The sequence below is a fragment of the Rothia endophytica genome (assembly GCF_928381505.1).
Taxonomy (GTDB): Bacteria; Actinomycetota; Actinomycetes; order Actinomycetales; family Micrococcaceae; genus Rothia; species Rothia endophytica_A.
Window position 1 is genome coordinate 1 of sequence record NZ_CAKMSJ010000004.1, and the last position, 24132, is coordinate 24132.

A 24132-nucleotide genomic window follows, 5' to 3' on the forward strand; every position below is an offset into this window, starting at 1 on the left:
GTTTGTGGGGAATGATCCGGTGGGGTTGGTGGATCCGTGGGGTTTGTCGCCGATGACCGCTGGTGAGTTTAGGGAGTATCGTGCTGATACTCGGGGCCGTGCTGGTGAGCGGATTGTCTCTGGTGTGAAGTCAATGGCCTCATCAGCCCTTGACTGGGTGAAGGACAACTGGGTGGGAATCGCCATGGTTGCCGGTGGCATTGCTGCTACCGCTCTGCTGGGGCCCTTGGGTGCTGCTATTGTTGGCGGCGCCCTGATATCAGGCGGCATTTCAGCGTTTACCAATAAGAACGCTGATGGGTCCATTAACTGGGCTGCTGTTGGTAAGGACGCTTTATTTGGTGCTGTATCCGGTGGCGCGGCCTATAAGGTGATGGGCTGGGCAGGTAAGGCTCTTGCCCCGAAGTTCTCCAAGGTTGCTGATGCCGCTAGAAGCAAGGCTAGTGGGTTCTTGAATAAGTCCACCGCTCACGCTAATAAGGCTGATAATTTGGGGTTCTTCCGTATTCCTGGTTCTAAGACGTACCACAATTGGCGTGCGGGGGTGAATGAGGCCAAGTATGCAAAGTTTGATGCTAAGGCTACCTTGTGGGGTAACCGTGCTGATGTGGCTGGGGATGCTGCGAAGTTTGGTGAGAAGACCTTCTTGGGTAAGGGCGTGAATGGTTCTGCTGCTGGTGGGGTGTCCAATGGTTTGGCTTATACGATGCCGGGTGCTGGTAGTTTTAGTGTGCGTGAGGATTGGAGTGTTGGGGGTATGGTTGTGGCTACTGGTGGTGGCGGTTTGATGGGTGGTTTGAAGCCGGTGGTGCCGAAGACAGGTAATGCTGTGGCGGATTATGGGTTAGATCGGGCGAAGGATTATGTGGTGGGTGCGGGGAACGCTATGGTTTTGACGGCACCGTCTGACTGGAACTTTAATAAAATCAACGAACAAGGTCTGAAATCAACGGGAACGGGTATGGCTACCGGCTTAGGTAAGGCGGGTAGTAGGGCTTTGAATTCTGATGATTAGGTAAGAGTTTTGTGTGTGGAAGGAGTGTTATGGGGCGGAAGAAAAGTTCTGTGGCTGGATATATTATTTTTGGTATTTTAATTATTATTATCGGTGCGATACAGGTGGCCTTGTATATCAATGATCGGGATGCGACTTATAAGGTGTGTACGGTCTCGTCGGTTAAGCTGGTGTCAATTTCGCCTGGGGGTGCTCCGACTTCTTATGTGGATGTTAGAACTGAAGAATGCGGTCTTTTGAGCGTATCCGATATGAGTATGCCAGAGGGAATGAATAAGGCTGGGTTGACTGAGTTTCTTGAGGCTAATATTGGTAAGAAGTTTGAGTTTCAGGTTGGGGGTCTTTCTATGATGGGTAATGATGCTTATAGTTCGGAGGGTATTACTTCGACGACTCCTGTTGAATAACTTTTTGGAAAGGTAAAACGTTATGATTCTTGGTTTGCTTGCTGCTTTGATGGTGGCTGGTGTGAATATTCCCTTGGCTAATATGTTGGCGGGGCGTACGTCTAGTGCGCTGAAGTTTGGGGTCTTGTATTTCCCTTTGGGTTTGGTGAGTGTGGTTCTTGGGTTTGTTCTTTTGTCCTTGTTTTTGACGTTTTCTGCTCAGGTGTATTGGTTTGTTGGGTTGATGACCTATGCCTCGATTGGTGGGGATAAGGTGCGTGGGTTACGTGCTAGGCGTATTGCGGAGTCTGGTGATGTGGCTTAGGTTCTGAGCTGATAGTTGTTTCTGTTGGGGTGTTGGCTGGGTGCCAGCACCCCTTCCTTTCCTTTGTCCTCAGTGGCTGGGGTGGCGGCGTCCTGACCGGTTACTAGGAGCTTCCCTCTACCGCAACCCCTGGTTTTGGTGTGACCGTGGCTGGGTCTTTGCAGGTCGCTGGCCTGGAGATCCTGGGGGTGCGGGCTTATGACCCGGCCTCTCGTGGGTTTATTTCTCCTGATCCGCTGGTCTCGCCGGTGGGTGCTGGTTGGGGTTCTAATGTGTATGCGTTTGTGGGGAATGATCCGGTGGGGTTGGTGGATCCGTGGGGTTTGTCGCCGATGACGGCTTCTGAGTTTAGGGAGTATCGGGCTGATACTCGGGGCCGTGCTGGTGAGCGGATTGTCTCTGGTGTGAAGTCAATGGCCTCATCAGCCCTTGACTGGGTGAAAGACAACTGGGTGGGAATCGCCATGGTTGCCGGTGGCATTGCTGCTACCGCTCTGCTGGGTCCCTTGGGTGCTGCTATTGTTGGCGGCGCCCTGATATCAGGCGGCATTTCAGCGTTTACCAATAAGAACGCTGATAAGAGTTTTTTGTGTGGAAGGAGTGTTATGGGGCGGAGGAAAAGTTCTGTGGCTGGGAATATTACTGCTGTTATTGCTCTGATGATTGTTATTACGGTGGCGGTGGCCTTGTATATCAATGATCGGGATGCGACTTATAAGGTATGTACCGTGTCATCGGTCAAGATGGTGTCAGAACCATCTGGTGGGGTGACATCTATGTTTTTGCGTGTTGAAACTGAAGAATGCGGTAGTTTAGGTATTACCAATATGACCATGCCTGAGGAGATGAATAAGGCTGGGTTGGCTGAATTTCTTGAGGCTAATATTGGTAAGAAGTTTGAGTTTGAGGTGAAGGGCTTGTCATTAGGTAATGATGCCCGTGATTCTGGTGGTATTACTTCGACGACTCCTGTTGAATAACTTTTTGGAAAGGTAAAACGTTATGATTCTTGGTTTGCTTGCTGCTTTGATGGTGGCTGGTTGAGGGGTGTTGGCTGGGTGCCAGCACCCCCTTTCTTCTTTTTTCCCCAGGCGGCTGGGGTGGAGCCGCTCAAGAATTTGCCAAGGGTGCTTCTAGCTCTGCTTTAACGTCGGATCCTGTAAAGTCGCCTGTGTTTGAGGCTCCTTTACGCACTGGTGCTCAGGGGACTTCTTCTGGGCAGAGAGCTACTATTAGTGGTTTGAGTGGTGTTGCGGTGAGCGCCAATGGCGTTGCTGCGGAGGAGGTTTTTCATCGTGATGAACACTGAAAATAGCAGAAGGCAAGAAACAGAACCGAAGCCCCCCGGTTAAGAGAAAGAGACCAAGATACTGGTTGATGATTCCCACGGTCTTGCTGATTTTCGGTACACCCCTGTATGCGATTTGGAAGTTTGATTTCTACGATGCAGACCACCAGGTTCCTATTAACTGTACCGTTACCGGTGCTGAGCAGTACACCAGCACTGGAGCCGGTAGATCCCACAGTTCCAGCAAGGACTACATTGCTTTTGATACCGAAGAATGTCGCACTATTCTTCTGTCAATCATCAACTGATGATGATGTCCAAAGTATGGTTGATGATATTCAGGTGGGTAGGAAGTATGAGTTTATGATGAGGCGTTCTCAGGTGGGTGTGAAGTCTGGGGCTCGTGATGTTTTCTCATTTAGTGGGCCTGTTGATTAAAGAAGTCAGGGGAGGGCATTACTACCCTCCCCCTGAACATAAAACTTACTAGCTCACACTGCGTGATCTGCTAGACCGCCAACACCTCACGTGCTGGAGCCTGCTCCATACTCAGTTGCAGGAAGCGGTCGCGGGCTGAAAAGCCGCTATTACGGCGCAAGCGGGCGGCCTCGTCCTCACTGATGTAGAGAATCTGCGCTGCCATATCAATGTTCATGCGGTAACTGCCGGTGCCCTCACCCACGCGGTGAGCGCGGTAGACGCGGGCAACTGCTTCACCCTGAATCTGTGCTACGGTGGCAGCAAAATCAGCGTCTGATGCGCACAGATTATCCAGGCTAGGTACACGATCACTAATCAGCTGTTCGGCCTGAGCTAGCAGTGCCGGCGCGTACTGAGCCTCTTGGGCAGTCAGCTCGCGGGTTAGTGCGGTTTCAATATTTTTAATGGATGCGTAAGTCATTTCTTCTTTACCTTCTTAGTCTTTCTTGCGGGCAGAACCCAATTTTGAGGGGTCAGAGCCCAGTGGTGCCCGGAGCGGGCAGGGGACGCAGCTAAACCCACTCTTGTGCAGAAAAGCGCCAAAAGCAGAGGTGCACCAGGGGTGCGGATGATGAAGTATTTTCTCGGTGCTCGTCAGTGCCAAAGTGCTGAGCTGAGAAGTTCATAGATGAGGTCCCCATCGCGTATCAGCGATGTGGGGTAACCCTAAAGCCACGTCAGTGGTGTTAGCTCACCGGCAACCATGCCGGGGTTGAACCTTGAGTAACTATAGCACGCCCATTCTCACTCTGCGCATGGAACAGGTCACAGTAGCTGGATACAGTAAAGCCCCGGTGGTTCAGCGAATATTGCTGAACCACCGGGGCTCGCGCAGAAAGTTTAGGCTTTTACAGACCCACTGTGCTCACCAGTAGGGGCGGTTGCCTCCTGCTGGTCAGTTTCAACAGCGTGGTCTTCTTCGTGGCCCTTGCCGTGACCAAAAGGAAGGAAATGCATGATGCCAGCGATGACGCTACCCCAGATGAGACCCAGCACCATGGAGAAGAAGGTGTTGATGCACCAGGCCAGCACACTGCCAACGGCAGGAACTACTGCGCCGTAGTGCTCCATGTGGTGTACGAAAGCGTAGGGAGCGTGCCAGCCTAGCTCATCCAGACCTACGAGAATGATGTGGCCACCCACCCAGAGCATAGCGAAGATACCAACGATAGAAATAAAGTTCATCACGATGGGCATAGCCTTAACCAGCCCCATGCCGAACTTTTGGGCACCGGCGGATTCGCGCTTTGCCATCGCAAGCCCAATATCGTCCATCTTGACCAGCAGCGCCACCGCGCCGTAAACCAGCACAGTGATGCCTACGCCTACCACAGTCAGAATGATGGCACGCGAAACAAAGCCCTCTGCGGCAACCTCGTTGAGTGCAATCACCATGATTTCGGCGGAAAGAATGAAGTCGGTACGTACTGCCCCAGACACCACTTGCTTCTCAGCTTCAGGGCCTTGCTTGATAGCGGGCTTGTTCTTCTGGTGATCCTTCTTTGAAAGCACCTCAATGACCTTCTCGGCACCTTCAAAGCAAAGGTAGGTGCCACCCAGCATGAGGAGCGGAGTCAAGATCCAAGGCACAAACTGGCTCAACAGAAGTGCAGCCGGCAGGATGAAGAGTAGCTTGTTACGCAGTGAACCCATCGCAATCTTTTTAATGATGGGCAACTCGCGGGCGGGGGAGAGGCCTTCAACGTAGCGGGGGGTCACCGCGGCGTCGTCCACCACCACACCTGCAGCTTTAACACTGGCGCGGCCAGCTGCGGCAGCAATGTCATCGACGCTTGCTGCGGTGAGGCGCACTAGGGCTGCAACGTCATCTAAAAGGGCGGCCAAACCACCGGCCATAAGAACTCCTTGAGAAAAGTGATATCTGCTCTAACAATACTGCCCCCACCAGCTAAAAAGGGTAGGATGCTGAGCACATTTTAAGAAGATAAAACAAGTTAGTGGGGGTCTTCAGGGAATAGGTCGGTGCCGCGGGCGGTTGTGCAGTGGTGAAAGCAATTTGCGAAAGGCATGTTCAATGACTGACCTCTTTAGCCCGGCTCAAGCTGGCGCTCTTAATCTCACCAATCGTATTACCATGGCAGCTCTCACCCGTTCCCGCGCCGGCGCTGACGGTGTGCCCTCTGACCTGCACGTAGAGTATTACACCCAGCGCGCCACCGCCGGTCTCATCGTCACCGAAGGCACCGCCAGCAGTCACGTAGGGCAGGCTTTCTTAGGGCAACCTGGCATCTACACCGCCGAGCAGGTGGCTGGTTGGCGCCGCGTGAGCGATGCTGTGCACGCCAAGGGTGGCACCATTGCCATGCAGATTATGCACGGTGGACGCCTAACCTTGCCCAGCATCAATAACGGTGAGCAAGCTGAGGCCCCCAGCGCTATCGCACCCGGGGTAACCCTGCATGGAGCCAACGGCAGAGAAGATGTGCCCGAACCCCGCGCCCTGGCAACCGAGGAGCTGCCCCGCATCGTAGAAGAGTTTGTCACGGCAGCCCGCAACGCTATCGAGGCTGGCATGGACGCCGTGGAGCTACACAGCGCTAACGGCTACCTCTTGCACGAATTCCTGGCACCCTCAGCTAACCAGCGCACTGACGAGTACGGCGGATCGCCGGCCAACCGTGCCCGCCTGGTCATTGAGGTGGTGCGCGCGGTTGCTGATGCTATTGGTGCTGACCGCACTGCTCTGCGTATCTCACCCGAACACAACGTCCAGGGCAATATCGAAGACGACCGCGAAGAGACCCTGGCAACCTACAACGCTCTCCTTGAGGGGGTAGCTGACCTGGATCTTGCTTACCTGTCGATTTTGCACATCGATATTGCCGGTGATTTCGTGGCACACCTGCGCAAGACCTTCGGTGGCTTCACCCAACTCAACAGCGGTTTTACTGAGGTCACTGACCTGGCAGAGGCGCAGCGCATCGTTGAAGAGGGCCTGGCAGACGCCGCAGTAGTGGGCCGTCTGCTCATTGCTAACCCGGATCTGGTGCGCCGCTGGCGTGAGGGCTTGGAGCTCAACACCCCGGATATGGAAACTTTCTATACCCCAGGTGCTCACGGCTATATCGATTACCCCTTCGCTGACTAGGGTTTATCCCTATAAAAGCGGTGCCCGCCCCGGTGATGCGCTAACTGTAGAGCATTACCGGGGTGGGCACCGCTGAGTGTTTATTGAGCCCAGCTGGTTACTGTGTTGAGGTGTCAGCACTTTCTAACGGAAGAGCAGCAGGGCCTCACCCTGACCGCCACCGCCGCAGAGGGAGACCGCTGCTTTACCGCTACCGCGGCGTGCCAGTTCAAGGGCTGCGTGCAGGGTGATACGAGCTCCCGAGGCGCCGATGGGGTGGCCCAGGGCGATGGCTCCACCGTGGATATTGACCTTCTGTGCATCAACACCCAGCTCCTGCGCTGAAGCAAGAGAAACAGCAGCAAATGCCTCGTTGATTTCCCAGAAGTCGAGGTCACTAGCCTGCCAGCCTGCCTTCTGCAGGGCTGCAGCAGTGGCACTTGAGGGCTGGTGGTGCAGTTGGTTATCCGGCCCCGCGGTCTGACCCGCTGCTCCGATTTCAGCCAGCCAGGTAAGCCCGTGAGCCTCTGCGTAGTCTTTAGAAGCTAGCACCAGGGCGGCGGCGCCGTCAGAGATGGGGGATGAATTACCCGCGGTAATCGTGCCCTCCTTGCTGAAAGCTGGGCGCAAGCGAGATAGCGTCTCAGGGGTCGATTCGCCTCGCACACCTTCATCAGCCGAAAGGACGAGTGGATCGCCCTTGCGCTGGGGAACGGTCAGTGGAGCGATTTCAGAGTCGAAAAGACCGGCCTTTTGAGCTGCATCTGCGCGCTGGTGAGAGGTTGCCGCCACTTCATCCTGCTGCAGGCGGGTGATAGAAAAGTTGCTGTTACCGCGCTCGGTCAAGTCCCCCATTGAGATACCCTCGCCAGCATCGGTTAACCCGTCACGAGCCATGGCATCCACCAGGTTCAGGTTGCCGTAGGGGTGACCGGCACGGACACCAGCCAGGTGGGGTGCCTGTGACATGGACTCTTGGCCACCTGCTACCACCACCGACGCCTCACCTAGCCGGATCATACGCGCAGCATCAATAATGGATACCAGCCCTGAGAGGCAGACCTTATTGACGGTCACTGCTGGTACACTCCTTGCGAGTCCAGCGTCCAGGGCCGCCTGTTTAGCGGGATTCTGACCACAGCCAGCTTGCAAAACCTGCCCCATATAGACGTGCTCAACGGCATCCTTGTGTACACCCGCACGCTCAATAGCTGCTGCAATGGCATGAGCCCCTAGCTGAGCAGCGGTCAACGATGAAAGTTGCCCCAGTAGCTTGCCCTGAGGGGTGCGGGCTCCACCCAAAATAACAGCATCGTGAACAGTGGTCACAGCGAATCTCCTTTGACAGTGCTATGAATACGGCTTTAAAAGTTAAAACCCTACCTGTTTCAGATACTACCGCGAGGTAGAGATAACAGGTAGGGTCTCAGAGGAATGGGCAGCTGGATGCTGCTTATCTCAGCTTTTAGGCGGTAACCTCAGCGTCATTGAAAGTTGCAGTGTCAATGACGACGCGGAACTTCACATCACCGGCGACCACACGGTCGTAGGCGGCGTCCGCTTCATCAACACCGATTTTTTCGATGACGGCGGCAATGCCGTGCTGCGCGCAGAAGTCCAGCATTTCCTGGGTTTCGGGGATGCCGCCGATGTTGTTACCGGTCAGTACCTTACCGCCACCAATCAGACGGTTGAGGTGCAGGGGCAGTGCCTCCGGTGGCAGGCCCACCACGCTCATGATGCCGCGGGGCTTCAGCAGGCCCAGGTAGGAATCCAGATCGATGGGGGCAGAGATGGTGTTAAGGATCAGGTCAAACTCACCGCGGTGCTCAGTAAAGAAACCATCTTCGGTGGTCGCCAGCGTGCGGTGGGCACCCAGTTCCTTAGCGGCATCCGCCTTCTTGAGACTGCGAGAAAGCACGGTGACATCAGCGCCCATAGCGGCAGCAATCTGCACACCCATGTGCCCCAGACCGCCCAGCCCCAAAATAGCGACCTTCTGGCCGGGTTCTACCTTCCAGCGAGCGAGCGGCGAGTAGGTGGTAATACCTGCGCAGAGCAGGGGGGCGGCTACGTCAAACTCCATGGCATCGGGAATACACAGAACAAAACGCTCATTGACGGTCACCTTCTGAGCGTAGCCGCCCTGGGTGATGCTGCCGTCTACGTCCTTTGAATTGTAGGTGCCCACTGCCCCGTTCAGACAGTTGTTCTCAAAACCTGCGGCGCACTGCTCGCACTCACCGCAAGAATTGACCAGGCAACCAACGCCTACGCGGTCGCCCACCTTGAACTTGGTGACCTTGGAACCGACGGCTTCAACTACGCCGGCGATTTCGTGACCTACTGCTAGAGGGAAGTGCGCCTCACCCCACTCGTTTCGGATGGTGTGAATGTCAGAGTGGCAGATGCCCGCAGCCTTGATATCGATAACGATGTCATCTTCACGCGGGTCACGACGTTCAATCTCGGTGATCTTAAAAGGCTGGTCAGGGCCAAATTTTTGTAGGGCTTTTACAGTGATGGGCACGGTCTTCTCCATTCGAATAGGTCTGTGTATTAACCACCCTACTACGCGGCTCCTAGTGCGTCCCCTCCTTCTTATCACTGCGTAATCTCAGCAGATAGGCGATGGGGCCTACGATGGGCACGAAGACTGTGAAGAGCACCCACTTGAGCTTCTGCATCTCGGTGAAATGGGGCTGCTTATGCACGGTTGCTACACAAAAAAGTGCCAGGCCCATAGAAACGAACAGCGCCGTGTAAAAGAAAATGCCGAAGACGGTGAGGTCGGTGCTGGTGGTAACGCTGGCTAGAGTCATAGCATCTAGCTTATCTGAGACTCCATGCAGGGCACCGCGCCTACCCGGGGTGGGGAGAGCCCCGGCACACGTAGAATGTGTGATGTAAAACACGTGATGCAGCTCTCGTTTTGGTTAGACTGTTGTCTCAACACACCTACTGCTTTCACGAAAAAGAGACTGGCATGACAACCCCCGCAACAGCCCCAAAAAAGAGCGTTACAGACCGGTTGCTAACAGGTATTGAGCGCGTCGGTAATAAACTACCCGAACCTTTCACCCTCTTCACCCTGCTCTTCCTTGTCACCGCTCTTCTGTCGAGCATCATGGCCTGGCAAAATATCATCATCGAAGTACCAGGTGCAGAAGAGCCTGTAGCCATCAAAGGTTTCTTCAGCGCAGAAGGTCTTACATGGTTTACCACCACTATTGGAGCTAACTACATTGGATTTCCACCTTTGCTCACGGTGGTCACTATTCTGCTAGCCATTGGAATAGCAGAGAAATCAGGCTTTCTCGCTGCCTCCATTCGTTACACTATCGGCGGCGCCCCTCGCTGGATTCTGCCTTATGCGGTGGGCTTTATTGGTGTTGTTGGCTCGATCATGGCAGATACAGCCTTCCTGGTAGTACCACCTCTGGCTGCCCTTGCCTTCAAGGCGGCAGGCAGGCACCCCTTGGCGGGTTTGATGGGTGGATTCGCTGCCACTGGTGCTGGCTACTCAACAAACGTCGTTCCCACATCCCTTGATGCTCTCTTTGCAGGTATCACCAATGCAGTGTTGCCGACCGTTCCTGCTTTAGTAGACTCGGTGGCCGAAGTTTCACCGATTTCAAACTATTACTACAACGTCGCTTCGGCCATCGTCCTGTCGTTGGTTGCGGGCTTTATCATCGATAAATTTTTAGAGCCCCGAATCGTAAAAGACGGAGTTTCATGGGAGGAAATCCATGATAGCGAAACAGAAAATCTAAACCCCACTACCCGTGCACAACGCGTCATAGTTAATGAACAGGTTCCCCCAACTACTCCCAACATGGTTGTTGAAGCTCGCCTCAGCAAAGTAGAAAAGAAAGCTCTGGGTTGGGCAGGCATCTCCATTTTCCTGACTGCCATTGTGGTTCTCATGGCTGTACTCATTCCAGAATCTCCCTGGCGTAATGAAGATGGTGGCTTTTTGCCTAAATCGCCTTTGCTCGCGTCCATTGTCTTCATTATCTTTTTGTTTTTCTCCATCAGCGGGTATGTCTATGGCAGGGTTTCGGGGTCAATTCGTGGGTATAAAGATGTGCCCACTCTCATGGGCGAAGCACTGAAAGATATGACCGGTTTCTTGGTTCTAGCCTTTGTCCTGGGACAATTTGTTGCCCTCTTCAACTGGAGTGGCCTCGGCTCCTGGATCGCTGTAACTGGTGCAGAAGGGCTTGAAAATCTTGGTATGACCGGTTTCCCCGTAATCATCCTTTTCATCATCCTCTGTTCCTTCCTCAACCTTTTCATCATCTCTGGATCAGGTATGTGGACCATCATGGCAGCGGTCTTCGTTCCGATGTTTGGGCTTCTGGGCTTTGAACCTGCCTTTATCCAGGGTGCCTTCCGTGTGGGGGATTCTGCGACTCAAATCATAACCCCCATGAACCCCTACCTCTTCTTAGTACTAGCAATGGTCAAAAAGTACGAGCCCCAGGCTGGTTTGGGCACCATGATAGCCCGCCTGTTACCTTTCGTTTTCACTTTCTGGCTGGCCTGGTTGGCGGTTCTCTTTGTGTTCTACACCTTCGGGCTGCCTATGGGTCCCGGGGCAGGTATTTTTATCGACTAAACCGTAACTAACTCTCGCACGTAACTAATTGATAGAAAGAAATTATTTATGTCTTACCTTCCCGCTACCCTAAACCTCCGCGATAAGGACATCGCTGCTCTTATTACTGAATACAAGGAGTATCATGCCTCCCCAGAGCTGTCTCTGCAGGAGTTTGAAACAACCCGCAAAATTAGGGAAAGGGCGGAAAGCCTGCTTCTGGCTCCCGGTGTAGAGCGAGAGATTGTTCCTATTGGTGAAACCGGAACAGTGGTAATTTTGCGGAATGGTGAGGGGCCAGTTGTTGCCTATCGGGCAGATATCGATGCCTTACCCATCCTGGAGCAAACCGGACTGGACTACGCCTCAGAGGCAAGAGGCGTCCTAGACGGCGAGGAGGTTGCGGTTATGCACGGGTGCGGCCATGATACCCATATCGCCATGGGTCTGAAAACCATGGATCTCTTTGCCCGCGACGGGGAAAGTTGGGCTGGGACTATTGAGTTCATTTTCCAGCCTGGAGAAGAAGGTAAGGACGGCGCCAAACTTATGGTTAGTCAGGGGTTGTGGCAATCAGTGCCCCGTCCTGAGGCTTTGTACGGTCAGCATGTTTTTCCTTTCAAAGCAGGAACCCTCATGATGACAAAAAATGAGGTCTCAGCCTCCGTTGACTCGTTGAAAGTCATTGTTAAGGGTAAGGGTGGGCATGGGTCTCAGCCTCAGGACACTATTGATCCGGTTATTCTGAGTGCCTACATTCTGGTGCGCCTGCAGTCGGTGGTTTCCCGTGAAGTTGGTCCCTTGGATTCAGCAGTGGTTACTTGTGGCTATATTCATGCCGGGAAAAAGGAGAATATTATTCCTGATCAGGCTGAATTTAGGTTGAGTATCCGATCTGCCTCTCAGGAAATTCGGGAAGAGGTCTTGCACAAAGTTATACGTATTATTCGTAGTGAGTGCCAGGCTTCTGGCGCTGATGAACCAGAAATTGAGAATTATCATGCCTCAAATATCGTGATGAATGACGTTGCTCTTTCGGAAAAATTAGCAGAAACCTTAACTCAGGAACTAGGAGAAGAACTGGTGACCTTTGATCCGGATTACCGCATGATGGGTAGCGAAGATTTCGGTGAGCTGGGGGACGCTGCTGATATTCCCTATACATTTTGGATGTTGGGCGGCTTTTCTGATGAGCATCTCAACGCTGAGGTGCCTATCAGCAATCATTCACCTTTCTTTGCCCCGTTGCCTGACCCGACGCTGTCGGTGGGTGTACGAGCAGCTGCCGCAGCAATCTACTCGCACGTACGCAAAGACTGATCTTGAGTATTCTCAGTATCATCAGCACACGGTGAACTTGCCCTTATGGTCAGACCCCGCAGCTAGGGATGTTGCCTAAAGTGCTTGAAGATTAAGCTTCTACAAGGCGCAAAGAAGCCCCGCAGACTGATATGTAGTCTGCGGGGCTTTCTGCTGACTTCCCCTCTATAGGGGGTGGGTCAGCTTAGGCTTTGCGGCGGCGGTTAGCTACCAATACGGCACCACCGGCGAAGACTGCCAGCGCGCCAGCTGCAGCAATCATAGTTGCGGTGAAACCGGTGTGAGCCAGACGCTGCGAAGAGCCCTTCGAGCCGTAGTTAGAACCGTGAGAGCCGTATGAGCCTGAAGCGTTGGAGTAGCCGGAGTTATCAGAGTCATTGATGTAGTCGGGGTTAACCTCGCACCCAACTCCGTCGCTATCTGAGTCAAGACCGGTGTGGAAGCCGGGCTCGCCTTCCTTGATGGGACCGCCCAGCTCATCCCAAACTGCACGGCAGTTCTCGTACTCAAAAGTGGTGGGCTCAGAGGTGGGTGCAGGGGTTGCGGAGGGGTCTACCGTAGGTTCGGCAGGTACAGGCTCGCTAGGCTCTGCTGAAGGCGCAGGCTCAGAGGGCGCAGGCTGGCTGGGCTCGGGTGAAGGAGCAGGCTCGCTGGGCTCCGGGCTGGGTTCAACCACGGGTGGGACGCTCTGCTCGCCGGTGAAGTTAGCGCTCAGGCGAACCACGGTGCCAGCTACGCCGGTACCATCGGTCAGCACAACCTCGTGGGTGCCGTTGGAAACGCCCTTGCCAGCCAGGTCAAGGTTGATAGTCGCGGTGCCGTCAGCAGCCACGGTGGCGGTGCCTACTTCAATACCGCCCACGGTGACCTTCAGCTCGGTTAGCGCGGGCACGCCGTAGCTGTCCACGTTCAGATCTGCCAGGTTAAAGGTGAGCGCTCCGTTGACGTCGTAGGCATCAGCCAGGTTCTGCACCTGCACTGCCTGCTTGGCGTAGTTCGGTGAAACGCTACCCATCTCCTTGATGTAGGCAACGAAAGCGTCTGAATCAACCAGAGCGGTGTCCTTGGCATTTGCCCCTGCTGCTAGGGTGCCGAAGTTATCGCCGCCGCCCAGCAAGAAGCTGGGGATCGCTACGGTGTAGATGTTAGTGTCCGAAACCTTGGTGCCGTTCACAAAAACATCCAGGATGTTAGAGCCGCGGGTTGCGTACCCTTCAGCGGTGGGAGCACCGGTGTAGGTGTAGGTGACATTCGATGAGAAGCCCAGCTGCAGGTAGGGGCGACCAGCCATGTTGCCGGCTAAGGTCTGCTGCCACTGCTCTTCTAGCACGCTACGCAGCTGCGCACCGGTCAGTTGGGTTGTCCAGAGGTTGTTAGCAAAGGGGGTTACATTGACGATATCTCTGACGCGCAGGTCAGTTCCGGCAGCTGCGTCAAGTGACGTGCGCAGGCCCGCAGGTAGTTCCTCACGCAGACCGCCGGGGTTGACGATGCCAATGTCGGCGGGGGTGCGGCCGGTGGAGTTAGCGGCGTGCAGGTACATGTCAGCTACCAGGTGACCCATGGTTGATTCACGGTCACGCATGTCAAAGCCGCCCTTGGCGTCAGTGGTGGGGTCATAGCCGGTGGTGATGGGAGCGGTAATCTGACCGGCAACCACTGAACCCTGCTCGATGGCGTAAGCATCAGCCTCGCTAATGATGGCGTTGGTTGCTGCCAGCACAGGGTCAGCTGCAATCTGATCAGCGCTGGGCGCACCCATGTTGGGCACCAGGCCAGCGGTGTAGCTTTCCACGGCGCCATCGGCGCTCAGATTGAGCACTACCTTACCCAGGTTTTGACCGTAGCTACCGGTTTGCATAACTGGGCGGGTACGGTTCTCACCGGGTACCGGGGCGTCAATGACGTACTCTGCGTGGGTATGCCCAGTGAAAATAACGTCAACAGCACCGCTGGTCTGGTTGATGATCGTATCTGTGGCGGTAGCAGAGGTATTAACACCCTCGTGGTACTCGGCGATGACAACATCAGCTTCACCGTTGGCTTCGTTGCCATCCGAGAGCTGCTCGGCGTAGCGGTTAACCGCGGCGACGGGGTCGGTGAACTGGATGGTGCTGAGGGCTGATGGGTTGGTCAGCTGGGGTGTTTCGGTGGTAACGGCACCGATAACAGCTATCTTTACACCGTCGGCGGTGGTGTAAGTGTAGTAGGGCTCCAGAGCGGGTGCGCCGTCAAGGGTGAGGACGTTAGCGCCCAGCTGGGAATAGTTAGAAGCGGGGACGATACGGTTGATCAGGTCATCCCAGCCGGCATCAAACTCATGGTTGCCAACGGCAGTTGCCTGCAGGCCCAGAGCATTGAGAAAGTCGATGGTGGGCTTGTCTTTCTGCACGCTGGACGCGTAAAGGGAGGCACCCACGTTATCACCGGCAGCGAGCAACATGGAATCCCCAGAAGCTGCTGCGCGTTCGGTCTGCACTGTGTTGGCTAGACCCATGGCGATGCTGGGGGAAATACGGCCATGAAAATCGTTGATGTTCAGCAGGGTTAGAGTGCTAGGAGCATCTGCTGAGTTGGCATGGTCAACCGGTACTGCAATGAGGGCAAGTACAGTTGCGCCGGTTGCGGTGATGCCCGCAATGCGGCGTGAGAGAGAAGAAGCCATCGCTCATCTTTCGTGTGTGTATAGGGCAGTGTGCTAGACAACAGCATAGTGTCTGACGGTGAAATTTTGGAGGTGCTAAGGCAGAATACGGGTAAAGAAAAAGGTTGAACTATCAAATAAAACTGAGGTACAGGGCAATAAAAAGACGCCGCCTTCGCCCGCTAACTCTGCTAACAGAAAGCGGTGAGGCGGCGTCCACGCACGTGAACCCTTAGTTGGGCTGGCTTTAGCGCACCAGCTCGTGCTCTAGCGCCTGGCGCAAGTTAGGTTCAAAGAAAACATAACCGCTCTTAACCAATTTTTCAGCGCTGGCGTTTTGGCTAGCAAGTGCTAGCTCCTGCACGCCCTCCTTTTTGAGCAGGAGAGCAGGTACTGCCGGGGGAATCGGTAGAACTGCAGGACGCTTGAGTGTAGCGCCCACAGTCTTAGCTAACTCCTTGGCGGTAACAGGGGTGGGAGCAACCGCATTAACTGGTCCCTGCAGGGAATCGGTAAAGAGAGCATGCACGTAGATACCCGCAATATCGTCTAGGCTGACCCAGCTCTGCATCTGTTCACCGCTGCCCACATACCCACCGGTACCGGTGAGAAAGAGGGGCAGCTGTACTTTGAGCATGCCACCGAGCGCTGACTGCACCAACCCGGTGCGAATATTGACGGTGCGCAGACCAGCTTCCCTAGCAGGTTCGGTAGCTGCCTCCCACTGCTGGCATACCTCGGCCAAAAAGCCGGAACCGGCTGAGGCGTCCTCGGTCAGCACCTCAGTGCCCCGGTCAGCTCCATAGAAACCAACCGCAGAAGCGCAAATGAAGGTGTGAGGCACCTGGCCGGCGCCGCCGTCCTTGCAGGCAGCATCTGCCAGCGACTTAGCCAGCAGAGTGGTGGAATGGATGCGGGACTCAAGAATCGCCTTCTTGTTCTCCTCCGTGAAACGCTGATTGATGCTTGCGCCACCCAGATGAATAACAGCTTGCGCGCCATCAAAGGCCGCAGTATCAATCTCACCAGCGGCAGGGTTCCAGTGGAACTCGCCCTCAGCATTAGGTTCACGGCGCACCAGCGTGCGCACCGTGTGCCCACCGCCGGTCAAAAGGGCAGAAACCTGCTGCCCCACCATACCCGAAGCACCAGCAATAACCACCGTGATGGGCTCGTGGGCGTACCGCTCCTGGAACTCAAGATCAGCAGTGATGCGGCGCTCGCGAGCATCAAATACCCTGGTCAAGTGTTTGCTGGCCAAAGTGTCGCCAATTTTTTCGGCACCCTTCCGCCCGATACCCAGCAGTTTAAGTCCCTGCTGCTTTGCTGTGCCTTCTGCCTCTTGAGCGGCCTTACCTAGTTCTTCGCCAGGAAGTAGCTCATAGGTCACGGTGTCCCGCATAACGGTGCGCCCGGGGGTCTCAAACAGATCGTGAGTGTGTTGCCAGGAACTAAAAGGGCCTTTAGCCTGCTGGTCGGTAAAGGTATCTTCCCCTGCTGCCACGTGCTCGGCAGTCCAGGGAAGAGTGAGTAGGCCTGAGGTGAAGGGGACGGCTGAGGCGAGGTGGGCCTGTGACCCGGGGGTTTGGGGGTCGCCCTCTTTCTTGACGTAACCGGACCAGTGGGGAGTGGCTCTGGTGAGCGCACCGGGGCGGGTCAGCCAAGTTTTCACGGTTTCTTGGTTGAGCGGGAAGGTTGACGTGTGGGTGAAGATTGCCACGGGGTGCTCCTTTGCAGCGGCGATAGTATAAGTGAGCTTACCTTTATTGTAGATGGAGCACCAACGCACCCTGCTAGATACCCAGTGCCGTCAGCTTTGTTTCTACCGCCTCCACTAGCTCTGCAACTGTGGTGATGTAGTACTTCTCTGCCAGAGTTATCGCATTCTCACTCGGAACCCCGCCAGTAGCGAAGGAGCCAGCTCCCAACGCGCCACCGGGCATGGACGCTGCGGGTGCACCAAAACCTGCCCCCGCACCGAAGCTGGAGCCCGCCGTCAGCTGACCCCCAGCGTCCTCACGGGTGAGGGTGAAACCGTAGGCGGTGCTGTCAGCGTAGCTGAGGTTGAGCACGTACTCCACGGTCAGCCCGTCCTCGGTGCGTTCGGTGGAAAGGTCGGCGTCATCTAAGAACTCCCCATCGAGTTCTAACCCGCCATTGTATTCCAGCGCCCAGCCGAATTTCTGAGCCAGGGCGTAGGCGGTTTCCTTAATCTGGGTGTGCTGCGGGTCAACGGGCATGGGGCTCCTTAGATAATTCTCTGGTGGCTGGAGTGCAACTAATGTACTAGTGACAGCTTGGGTGGTTTGTTAGTCCTCGCTCGGTTATTTTCATCTTTATCACCTTCGAGTACCTCAAATTTAGGTTGCATCATGAGGGTAGTGACGTCATCACTGGGTAAAGCGAGCTCTTCTGCGATGCGCCCAACCGTCACCGTTCCGCCCTTATCTGCACCTAGAACCTGAGGGAAGACCCTTGAAAATTCGTGGCTGAGCATGCCTTCAGGCTCGCCTCTCCTATAACCTCGTTGGCTGAGTTCAAGACAGGTTGAACGGTAAATCCAGTCGGTCATATAGCCGTTCTTATGAAGGGTGTAGGTGAGAGCTAGCGCGGACACCTTAAAGGCATTTTTGGCGTCAAGAATAGCGTCAATAGTGGCGTTGCGTGGCAGATATTCTGCAAGAGTCGAACGCGGCATAAGAAATTCTGAGGCGAATTGATCTGCTTCTCTCTCCTGCTCAGGCGTAGTTTTTACCTCTGCATTTTTGTGCAGGACGAGATGCCCCAGCTCGTGGGCAATATCGAACCTGGTACGTTCCGGCGTTTTTTGGCGCGATAAATAAATATAAGGCTGGGAATCATACCTCCAGGAAAAGGCATCAACAGACTTTGCAAGCTGGGGCAAGCCAAAGACAGTGATACCTTTGGATTCACATAGCTGCACCAAATTGGGTAAGGGTTTGGTGCCCAGTGCCCATTCTTCCCGCAACATCTGGGCCGCAAGTTGTGGCTTTTCTTTACCAAAAACCGGCACATGCAGAAGAGGCAGGGTGAAGTGTTCCCTAATCCACTGGCTAATTTCAATACCGGTAATACCAGCTGCCTCTGCGGCGTTTCTGCTCTTACTGGTGGTGTCCCGCCCCGCCCGATAATTGGTGCTGCCTGTTTCGATTTCTATTTCCAGGGGGCGGGTGAAGTACGCTACCGGGTAATTGAGGGATGAGGCTAGTTTCTCCGCAGTGCTGAGGGGTGCAAGCCCCGTTTCATACTTGTGGATGGTTCGATCGGTTACCCCCAGAGCACGCGCTAAGGACAGCTTGGTGTGACCGCGCCTCATCCGGGCAAGCCTAATACGGTCAGGGTCGAGCGTATTAGGCAATGAGGAAGTCAATGTCTCCGCCACCTATATCTGTAATCTTGTTCGCGGTTGCTGTGGTGGGAATGGCGGGAAGAATCACCCGGACAAGCCAGGAGCCGAACTGCCCGTCCTGAAAATCTGGTGCAGGTAACGACACCTCGCACCGGATTTCATCTTCCGCTCTGTAATAGAGCAGGAACCAGCCACCCGGAGGAGGGGTATTAACTGCTGCGAGACTCAAGGGGTTTTTGGTGGGACGTTCGAGTTCAAAGAGCGTGGGCTGGTTAACCGCTTCCTCTGTTGCCTTACCCTTCTTGCGGTGAGCTTTGGGGGCTACAGCGGGGTCAGGGCTTCCTGTTGCTTCGTTGCCGCCAACGATACCTAGCGTGTACCTTTCATCGGGGCTGGTGGCTAGCGGGCGGTTGTTAGGGTCAGCGAGAGCCCAGGCATTTTCAGTGCTCAGATAGTCACGGAACTCCTCGGTTGTGCTGAACCAGCGGCGCGATCCTGCTGCTGTTACCGGTGCTGATCTACGTGTATTACCGGCGGCCACTTCTCCAGCACTGAGTGCATCGAGTACACGAGAGACATCAATACCCATCTGGGCAAGATAAGCTACCGCATCGTTGGCGGGTACTACGAAGGGCACCTGAGGGGTGGGCTGTAGAAGTGGCATCTCGTCTCGTCTCGATAGAGGTAAAGCTTCCTCAAATTATTGCACAAAACCAGAACTTTTGACTGTAATCTTCTTTTCTTCGCCCTTCCGTTCAAAGTCAGGGGACAAAAAGAAGGCGGGCTGGCACAGAGAACTCTCTGTGCCAGCCCGCCTGAGCGAAACGCTAAAAAGGGTTGAGGGCTACTTGCCCTGAGCTGCCTTCTTTTCAGCGGTCTTACGTTCTATTTCATCCCAGTAGGAGCGCTGGGTCAGCTCGTCGGTGCCGTCCCAGGCGTCCAAGTTCTTAATCTCGGGTAGATCAGAAGCCTGGAAGATGGGCTCAAGACCAGCTTTACGCTGGGACTCGTAGTTACGCAGCACCTTGATGACCTTGGGCATCAGCAGGCAAACCGCGGTCAGGTTCACAATAACCATGCCGCCGTTGAGCAGGTCAGCCAGGTTCCACAGCAGATCCAGTGACGCAATAGCACCGAAGAACACAAACACAATCACCACGAGGCGGAAGACGTTCATGGGCAGATGCTTCTCGGTTACAAAGCGAATGTTTGACTCGCCGTAGTAGTAGTTACCGATGATGGATGAGAAGGCGAAGAGGGCAATTGCTACGGTCAAGAAGTGAATAGCCCAGGGGCCTAGCTGGGTAGCCAGCGCGGTCTGAGTGAGAGTGCCTGCCTGGTCACGATCGCCGTAGGGGATATTGCCAGAAACCAGCACGATAAAGGCGGTTACGGAGCAAACCAGCATGGTGTCAAAGTAGACGCCCAGAGCCTGCACAAAACCCTGCTTGGCAGGGTGGGAAACTGAGGCAGTTGCGCCAGCGTTGGGCGCGGTACCCATACCAGCCTCGTTAGAGAGCAGGCCGCGGCGCATGCCCTGGGTGATGACGGCAATCAGGGTGCCGGTTACAAACTCGCGGATGCCGAAAGCACCGGCAAAGATATCAGCAAGCACGCCGGGGATAGCGTCAAGGTTGAGGGCAACAACAATCAGACCCAGAATCAGGTAGAAAACAGCCATGACCGGTACGAGTACTTCGGTGACTGAGGAGATGGTACGAATACCGCCAAAGATAATGAAACCGGCAATAATTGCGATGACGACGCCCACCAGAATGCGGAAGCCCATGCCGTTAGTGCCAGAAATATCTACACCAAAGGAACCAGCGGTGGCCCCCACAATAGCGTTGGTCTGTACTGCAACAAACACAAAGGCGTAGGTAATAACGATGAAGCCCACAAAGATAAGACCCAGCCAGCGGGCGTTGAGGCCGCGCTGCATGTAGTAGGCAGGGCCACCGATGTAGGAGTCCTCGCCCTTACGCTTGTAGAGCTGACCCAGCAGGGACTCCGCAAAAGCGGATGCCGCACCGACGGACGCGATAACCCACATCCAAAAGACAGCGCCGGGGCCACCCATGGTAATAGCCAGAGCTACACCCACGATATTGCCCACGCCCACGCGGGATGCAGCCGAGACAGTGAATGCACGGAAAGCTGAGATGCTCTTCTTACCGTTGTACTCGGTGCCCGCCGGATCCTTGAGTGTACGGAACATCTCGCCGATTGAGCGGAACTGAATACCGCGAGTAGCTACCGTGATAAAGAGGCCAACAGCGACCAGGGCGTACATGAGGAAGTTGGCCCAGAGGTTATCTGAGAAACCTGTAATTACCTCGGTTGCTCCTGCGGTGGACTGGTTAATCCAGTGAACCGCGTCCAGCAAAATATCCATGCGTGCTCCAAATCTTTAATGGGCAACACCACCCCGATTGTATGGGTGGGGTGGTGCTGCGCTGCTAATCAGCAAACCGCCGCGGCACGTAGGGCGGGGGCTTGCCGGTGAGTGGAGGCGAGATGCCCCCGTAAATACCTAGGTAATTCTCACAGCTCTACCACAAATGTGCAAAGGGGCGGGACTGTGACGTTGTCGTTTCGTATTCTGACCTGGGTTTGACCGGTTTAGCGTCTACCGGTGTCGTCGGTAAAGACGTCGGGGATTCCGTCCTGGTTTTCATCCAGGGTTTCCTTCTGGGCGATTACCTTGTAGTGCTTGTTGCGCATCGACAGGATGATAGCGCCACAGATAGCCGCGGTAACAGAGCCAATCATGATGCCGATTTTGGCGTCCTCAGTGTGAGCGTCGCCTGCCGCGAAGGAAAGCTCGGCCACCAGCATGGAGACGGTGAAGCCTATACCGCCGGTCACTGCCAGACCCACAATATCTATCCAGGCGATGTCGGAGTCCAGGTTAACACCGCGGAAGCGGGTGATGAGCCAGGTGGTGCCGGTGATACCGATAGTCTTGCCGACCACCAGACCCACAATGATGCCGATAGCTACGGGATCGGTGACTGCGCGCTGCAGACCATCTAGCCCACCAATCGCTACACCGGCTGAGAAGAAAGCGAAGAGGGGAACGCAGACGCCGGTTGAGAGAGGGCGCAGACGGTGCTCAAGTACCTCAGACAGGCCGCCGTCTGACCCTGCTGCCTTAGCCTGACGGGTCATGCGCACCGGTACGCAGAAGCCTAGAATAACGCCGGCGATGGTGGCGTGAATGCCGGACTCCAAGAAAAGAGCCCATGTGATAAGCCCCAGTGGCAGTAGAATAGCCCAGGCAGCCCACTTCTTTTCGTGGAAGAGTCGCTCATGCTTATGAGTCATCCAGAAGTAAATGCCGATGGGAATGACGGAGGCAATGAGGTACCAGGCCTGGAAACTGCTGGTGTAAAAGAGGGCAATGATCACGATGGCAATCAGGTCATCAACCACTGCCAGGGTCAGCAAGAAGGTGCGCAGGGCTGCGGGAAGGAAGGTGCCTACACCTGCCAGCACAGCAACAGCGAAGGCGATATCGGTTGCGGCGGGAATAGCCCAGCCGTGCACCGCAGTTTTACTGCCATGGTTAATGGCGAAGTAGAGGATGGCGGGGGTCATGGCGCCACCAAAAGCCGCAGCTACCGGAACAATTGCCTTGCCGGGGCTGCGCAAGTCGCCCACCACGAACTCTTTTTTGAGTTCTAGGCCGGTGAGGAAGAAGAAGACAGTGAGCAGACCGTCTGCAGCCCAGTGATGCACGCTCATCATCAGGTGGCTAAAGCCGGGCACATCGAAGCCGACCTCAGCGTCACGCACCGTCTCGTAGAAGTGCGACGCCTGGGTGTTGGCCAGCACCACGGCAAGCACGGTAGCGGCGAGGAGGATGAAGCCACCCACCGACTCTTTGCGCATGATGTCTGAAATGCGGGCAGTTTCTGCATAGGAGCCGCGGGAAAAGAGATCCTGGCTCTGGGGCATCTGGGACATGTCGTTCTTTCTCTGACAAGGAGGACGTGCCAGGGTGTCTAGGTGGGCTCACCCTACACTTCTGCACGCTGTGCTCTACCTATTATGCTCCTGCCGTTCCCAGAAGTTCACCATGCAAGACTGCGAGCAAGAAAATGGGCACTGTTTCCCTCCCGTACCCGGTCAATAAAGAAGGGGCGCCCCAATGGGGTGCCCCTTCTTCTACTAGGTGCTAGCTCGTTGCCTATGAGGGCTGCTGCTTGGCGCTGTCGTCCGTAAAGACGTCGGGCACGCCGTCCTGGTTAACGTCCTCAAGTTCCTTGAGAGCGATCTGCTTGTAGTGCTTATTGCGCATGGAAAGGATGATGCTACCCAGAATCGCGGCGGTGACCGAAGCGGTCAAAATAGCTACCTTAGCGTCATCGTTGTAGTCAGAGCCCAAGCCGAAGGAGAGCTCGGCGATCAGCAGGGAAACGGTGAAGCCGATACCGGCAAGAGCTGCTACACCGAAGATGTCCACCCACTTGATATCGGAATCAAGGTTGGCCCCGCGCAGGCGGGTAATCAGCCAGGTAGACCCGGTAATACCAATCATTTTGCCCAGTACCAGAGCAATAACGATGCCGTAAGCGATGGGCTCGGTGATGGAGTTGGTGAACCCTTCCCAGCCACCGATGAAGACGCCCGCTGAGAAGAAGGCGAAGACGGGCACGCAGAAACCTGCGGAGAAGGGGCGCACGCGGTGTTCCATAACCTCAGCCAGGCCGTGGTGGGCGTCCGCTGCTTCAGTGCGGGCGTTCTGACGCACAGGAATCATGAAAGCAAGAATGACGCCGGCGATGGTGGCGTGGATGCCAGAGTTGAGGAAGAGCACCCAGACGACGAAGCCGATGGGCAGCAGAATGAGCCAGCTAGCGGCGGGGGAGAGGTGGAAGAGCTTCTCACCCTTGCGGGCGACCAGTGCGTAGAGGGCAATGGGGATAATAGCCAGCGCCAGGTAGCCAATCTTCAAATCTGAGGTGTAGAAGAGGGCGATGATGGTGATGGCGATGAGGTCATCGACCACTGCCAGGGTCAGCAAGAAAGTGCGGAGTGCGGAGGGCAGGTGGGAGCCGATGACGGCCAGCACCGCAACAGCAAAGGCGATGTCGGTAGCGGCGGGAATTGCCCAGCCTCCCAGAGCTTCACTGCTGCTGTTAAGGTTCACCAGTACGTAGAAGATAGCGGGCAGCGCGACGCCACCGGCTGCTGCAACGATGGGGACCAGAGCTTTGCCGGGGTTGCGTAGATCGCCTTCAACGAACTCCTTTTTGAGTTCTAGGCCGACCAAGAAGAAGAAGACAGCGAGTAGACCGTCTGCCGCCCAGTGACCGATGGAGAGTTTGAGGTGCAGGCCCCAGAAGTCTGCGCCCAGATAGGTGTCGCGCAAACCAAAATAGTGTTCTGATGCTGCTGAGTTGGCAAAGATGAGAGCCAAAACCGTGGCGATCAGCAGAATGATGCCGCCGGTTGATTCTTTAGAGAGGATATCGCTAATACGCTGGGATTCCTTATAGGAACCCCGCGAGAGCACGGTGTTATCGGTAGTCATAAAGCCTTCTGGTTCGTGGTTCTTCTGCGAGAATATCTACCGCCAGCTTATGGCCTTTACCGCCCTAAGATGGC

21 protein-coding genes are annotated in these 24132 nt (G+C 55.2%); 8 read left to right on the top strand and 13 right to left on the bottom strand.

Annotation, left to right across the window (positions count from 1 at the left end; genetic code table 11):
• From L6990_RS05695 to L6990_RS05715, 5 genes are all read left to right on the top strand, one after another.
• Positions 1 to 1015, top strand: a 1015-nt coding sequence (locus L6990_RS05695; RefSeq protein ID WP_237203114.1) for a hypothetical protein, incomplete at its 5' end; no start/stop codon positions are given.
• Between the two features lie 50 nt (positions 1016 to 1065).
• Complete coding sequence (locus L6990_RS05700) at positions 1066 to 1422, top strand: hypothetical protein (RefSeq protein ID WP_237203115.1); 357 nt, start codon at positions 1066 to 1068, stop codon at positions 1420 to 1422.
• 22 nt (positions 1423 to 1444) lie between these two features.
• On the top strand, positions 1445 to 1726 hold the full coding sequence (locus L6990_RS05705) for a hypothetical protein (RefSeq protein ID WP_237203116.1): 282 nt from the start codon (positions 1445 to 1447) through the stop codon (positions 1724 to 1726).
• A 146-nt stretch (positions 1727 to 1872) separates the two neighbouring features.
• On the top strand, positions 1873 to 2706 hold the full coding sequence (locus L6990_RS05710) for an RHS repeat-associated core domain-containing protein (RefSeq protein WP_237203117.1): 834 nt from the start codon (positions 1873 to 1875) through the stop codon (positions 2704 to 2706).
• Positions 2707 to 3103: 397 nt separating this feature from the next.
• Complete coding sequence (locus L6990_RS05715; RefSeq protein ID WP_237203118.1) at positions 3104 to 3322, top strand: hypothetical protein; 219 nt, start codon at positions 3104 to 3106, stop codon at positions 3320 to 3322.
• A gap of 200 nt (positions 3323 to 3522) precedes the next feature.
• Here L6990_RS05715 and L6990_RS05720 read toward each other — a convergent pair whose 3' ends face one another.
• Entirely contained in the window at positions 3523 to 3915 is a 393-nt protein-coding gene (locus L6990_RS05720; protein WP_237203119.1) for a Gp19/Gp15/Gp42 family protein, read from the bottom strand.
• Positions 3916 to 4334: 419 nt separating this feature from the next.
• Complete coding sequence (locus L6990_RS05725) at positions 4335 to 5351, bottom strand: DUF808 domain-containing protein (RefSeq protein WP_237203120.1); 1017 nt, start codon at positions 5349 to 5351, stop codon at positions 4335 to 4337.
• Positions 5352 to 5529: 178 nt separating this feature from the next.
• Here L6990_RS05725 and L6990_RS05730 point away from each other — a divergent pair, with 178 nt between their 5' ends.
• Positions 5530 to 6603, top strand: coding sequence for an alkene reductase (locus L6990_RS05730; protein ID WP_237203121.1), 1074 nt, complete (start codon positions 5530 to 5532; stop codon positions 6601 to 6603).
• A 123-nt stretch (positions 6604 to 6726) separates the two neighbouring features.
• Here the strand turns inward: L6990_RS05730 and L6990_RS05735 are convergent, their stop codons facing one another.
• The 3 genes from L6990_RS05735 to L6990_RS05745 form a co-directional block, all read right to left on the bottom strand.
• Positions 6727 to 7911: an acetyl-CoA C-acetyltransferase gene (locus L6990_RS05735; protein WP_237203122.1), complete on the bottom strand. Its 1185-nt coding sequence runs from the start codon at positions 7909 to 7911 to the stop codon at positions 6727 to 6729.
• A 136-nt stretch (positions 7912 to 8047) separates the two neighbouring features.
• Entirely contained in the window at positions 8048 to 9112 is a 1065-nt protein-coding gene (locus L6990_RS05740; RefSeq protein WP_237203123.1) for an NAD(P)-dependent alcohol dehydrogenase, read from the bottom strand.
• Positions 9113 to 9164: 52 nt separating this feature from the next.
• Complete coding sequence (locus tag L6990_RS05745) at positions 9165 to 9404, bottom strand: PLDc N-terminal domain-containing protein (protein WP_237203124.1); 240 nt, start codon at positions 9402 to 9404, stop codon at positions 9165 to 9167.
• Between the two features lie 164 nt (positions 9405 to 9568).
• On the opposite strand from L6990_RS05745, the gene L6990_RS05750 reads away from it, so the two are divergent.
• On the top strand, positions 9569 to 11206 hold the full coding sequence (locus L6990_RS05750) for an AbgT family transporter (protein WP_237203125.1): 1638 nt from the start codon (positions 9569 to 9571) through the stop codon (positions 11204 to 11206).
• Between the two features lie 48 nt (positions 11207 to 11254).
• Entirely contained in the window at positions 11255 to 12505 is a 1251-nt protein-coding gene (locus L6990_RS05755; RefSeq protein WP_237203126.1) for an amidohydrolase, read from the top strand.
• 184 nt (positions 12506 to 12689) lie between these two features.
• Here L6990_RS05755 and L6990_RS05760 read toward each other — a convergent pair whose 3' ends face one another.
• The 8 genes from L6990_RS05760 to nhaA (L6990_RS05795) form a co-directional block, all read right to left on the bottom strand.
• On the bottom strand, positions 12690 to 15170 hold the full coding sequence (locus tag L6990_RS05760) for a 5'-nucleotidase C-terminal domain-containing protein (protein WP_237203127.1): 2481 nt from the start codon (positions 15168 to 15170) through the stop codon (positions 12690 to 12692).
• A 226-nt stretch (positions 15171 to 15396) separates the two neighbouring features.
• Positions 15397 to 16869, bottom strand: coding sequence for a TIGR01777 family oxidoreductase (locus tag L6990_RS05765; RefSeq protein WP_237203128.1), 1473 nt, complete (start codon positions 16867 to 16869; stop codon positions 15397 to 15399).
• Between the two features lie 73 nt (positions 16870 to 16942).
• Positions 16943 to 17389, bottom strand: coding sequence for a hypothetical protein (locus L6990_RS05770; RefSeq protein WP_237203129.1), 447 nt, complete (start codon positions 17387 to 17389; stop codon positions 16943 to 16945).
• A 38-nt stretch (positions 17390 to 17427) separates the two neighbouring features.
• Positions 17428 to 18528, bottom strand: a complete 1101-nt coding sequence (locus L6990_RS05775; RefSeq protein ID WP_237203130.1) for an XRE family transcriptional regulator — start codon at positions 18526 to 18528, stop codon at positions 17428 to 17430.
• Complete coding sequence (locus tag L6990_RS05780; RefSeq protein WP_237203131.1) at positions 18521 to 19183, bottom strand: hypothetical protein; 663 nt, start codon at positions 19181 to 19183, stop codon at positions 18521 to 18523. The genes L6990_RS05775 and L6990_RS05780 overlap by 8 nt, the downstream gene beginning before the upstream one ends.
• 180 nt (positions 19184 to 19363) lie before the next feature.
• Entirely contained in the window at positions 19364 to 20914 is a 1551-nt protein-coding gene (locus L6990_RS05785) for an alanine/glycine:cation symporter family protein (RefSeq protein WP_237203132.1), read from the bottom strand.
• A gap of 227 nt (positions 20915 to 21141) precedes the next feature.
• Positions 21142 to 22488: a Na+/H+ antiporter NhaA gene (gene nhaA, locus L6990_RS05790; RefSeq protein ID WP_237203133.1), complete on the bottom strand. Its 1347-nt coding sequence runs from the start codon at positions 22486 to 22488 to the stop codon at positions 21142 to 21144.
• Between the two features lie 223 nt (positions 22489 to 22711).
• Positions 22712 to 24058 carry a Na+/H+ antiporter NhaA gene (nhaA, locus tag L6990_RS05795; RefSeq protein WP_237203134.1) on the bottom strand — a complete coding sequence of 449 codons (1347 nt, stop codon included), beginning with the start codon at positions 24056 to 24058 and terminating at the stop codon, positions 22712 to 22714.
• Between the last annotated feature and the right edge of the window lie 74 nt (positions 24059 to 24132).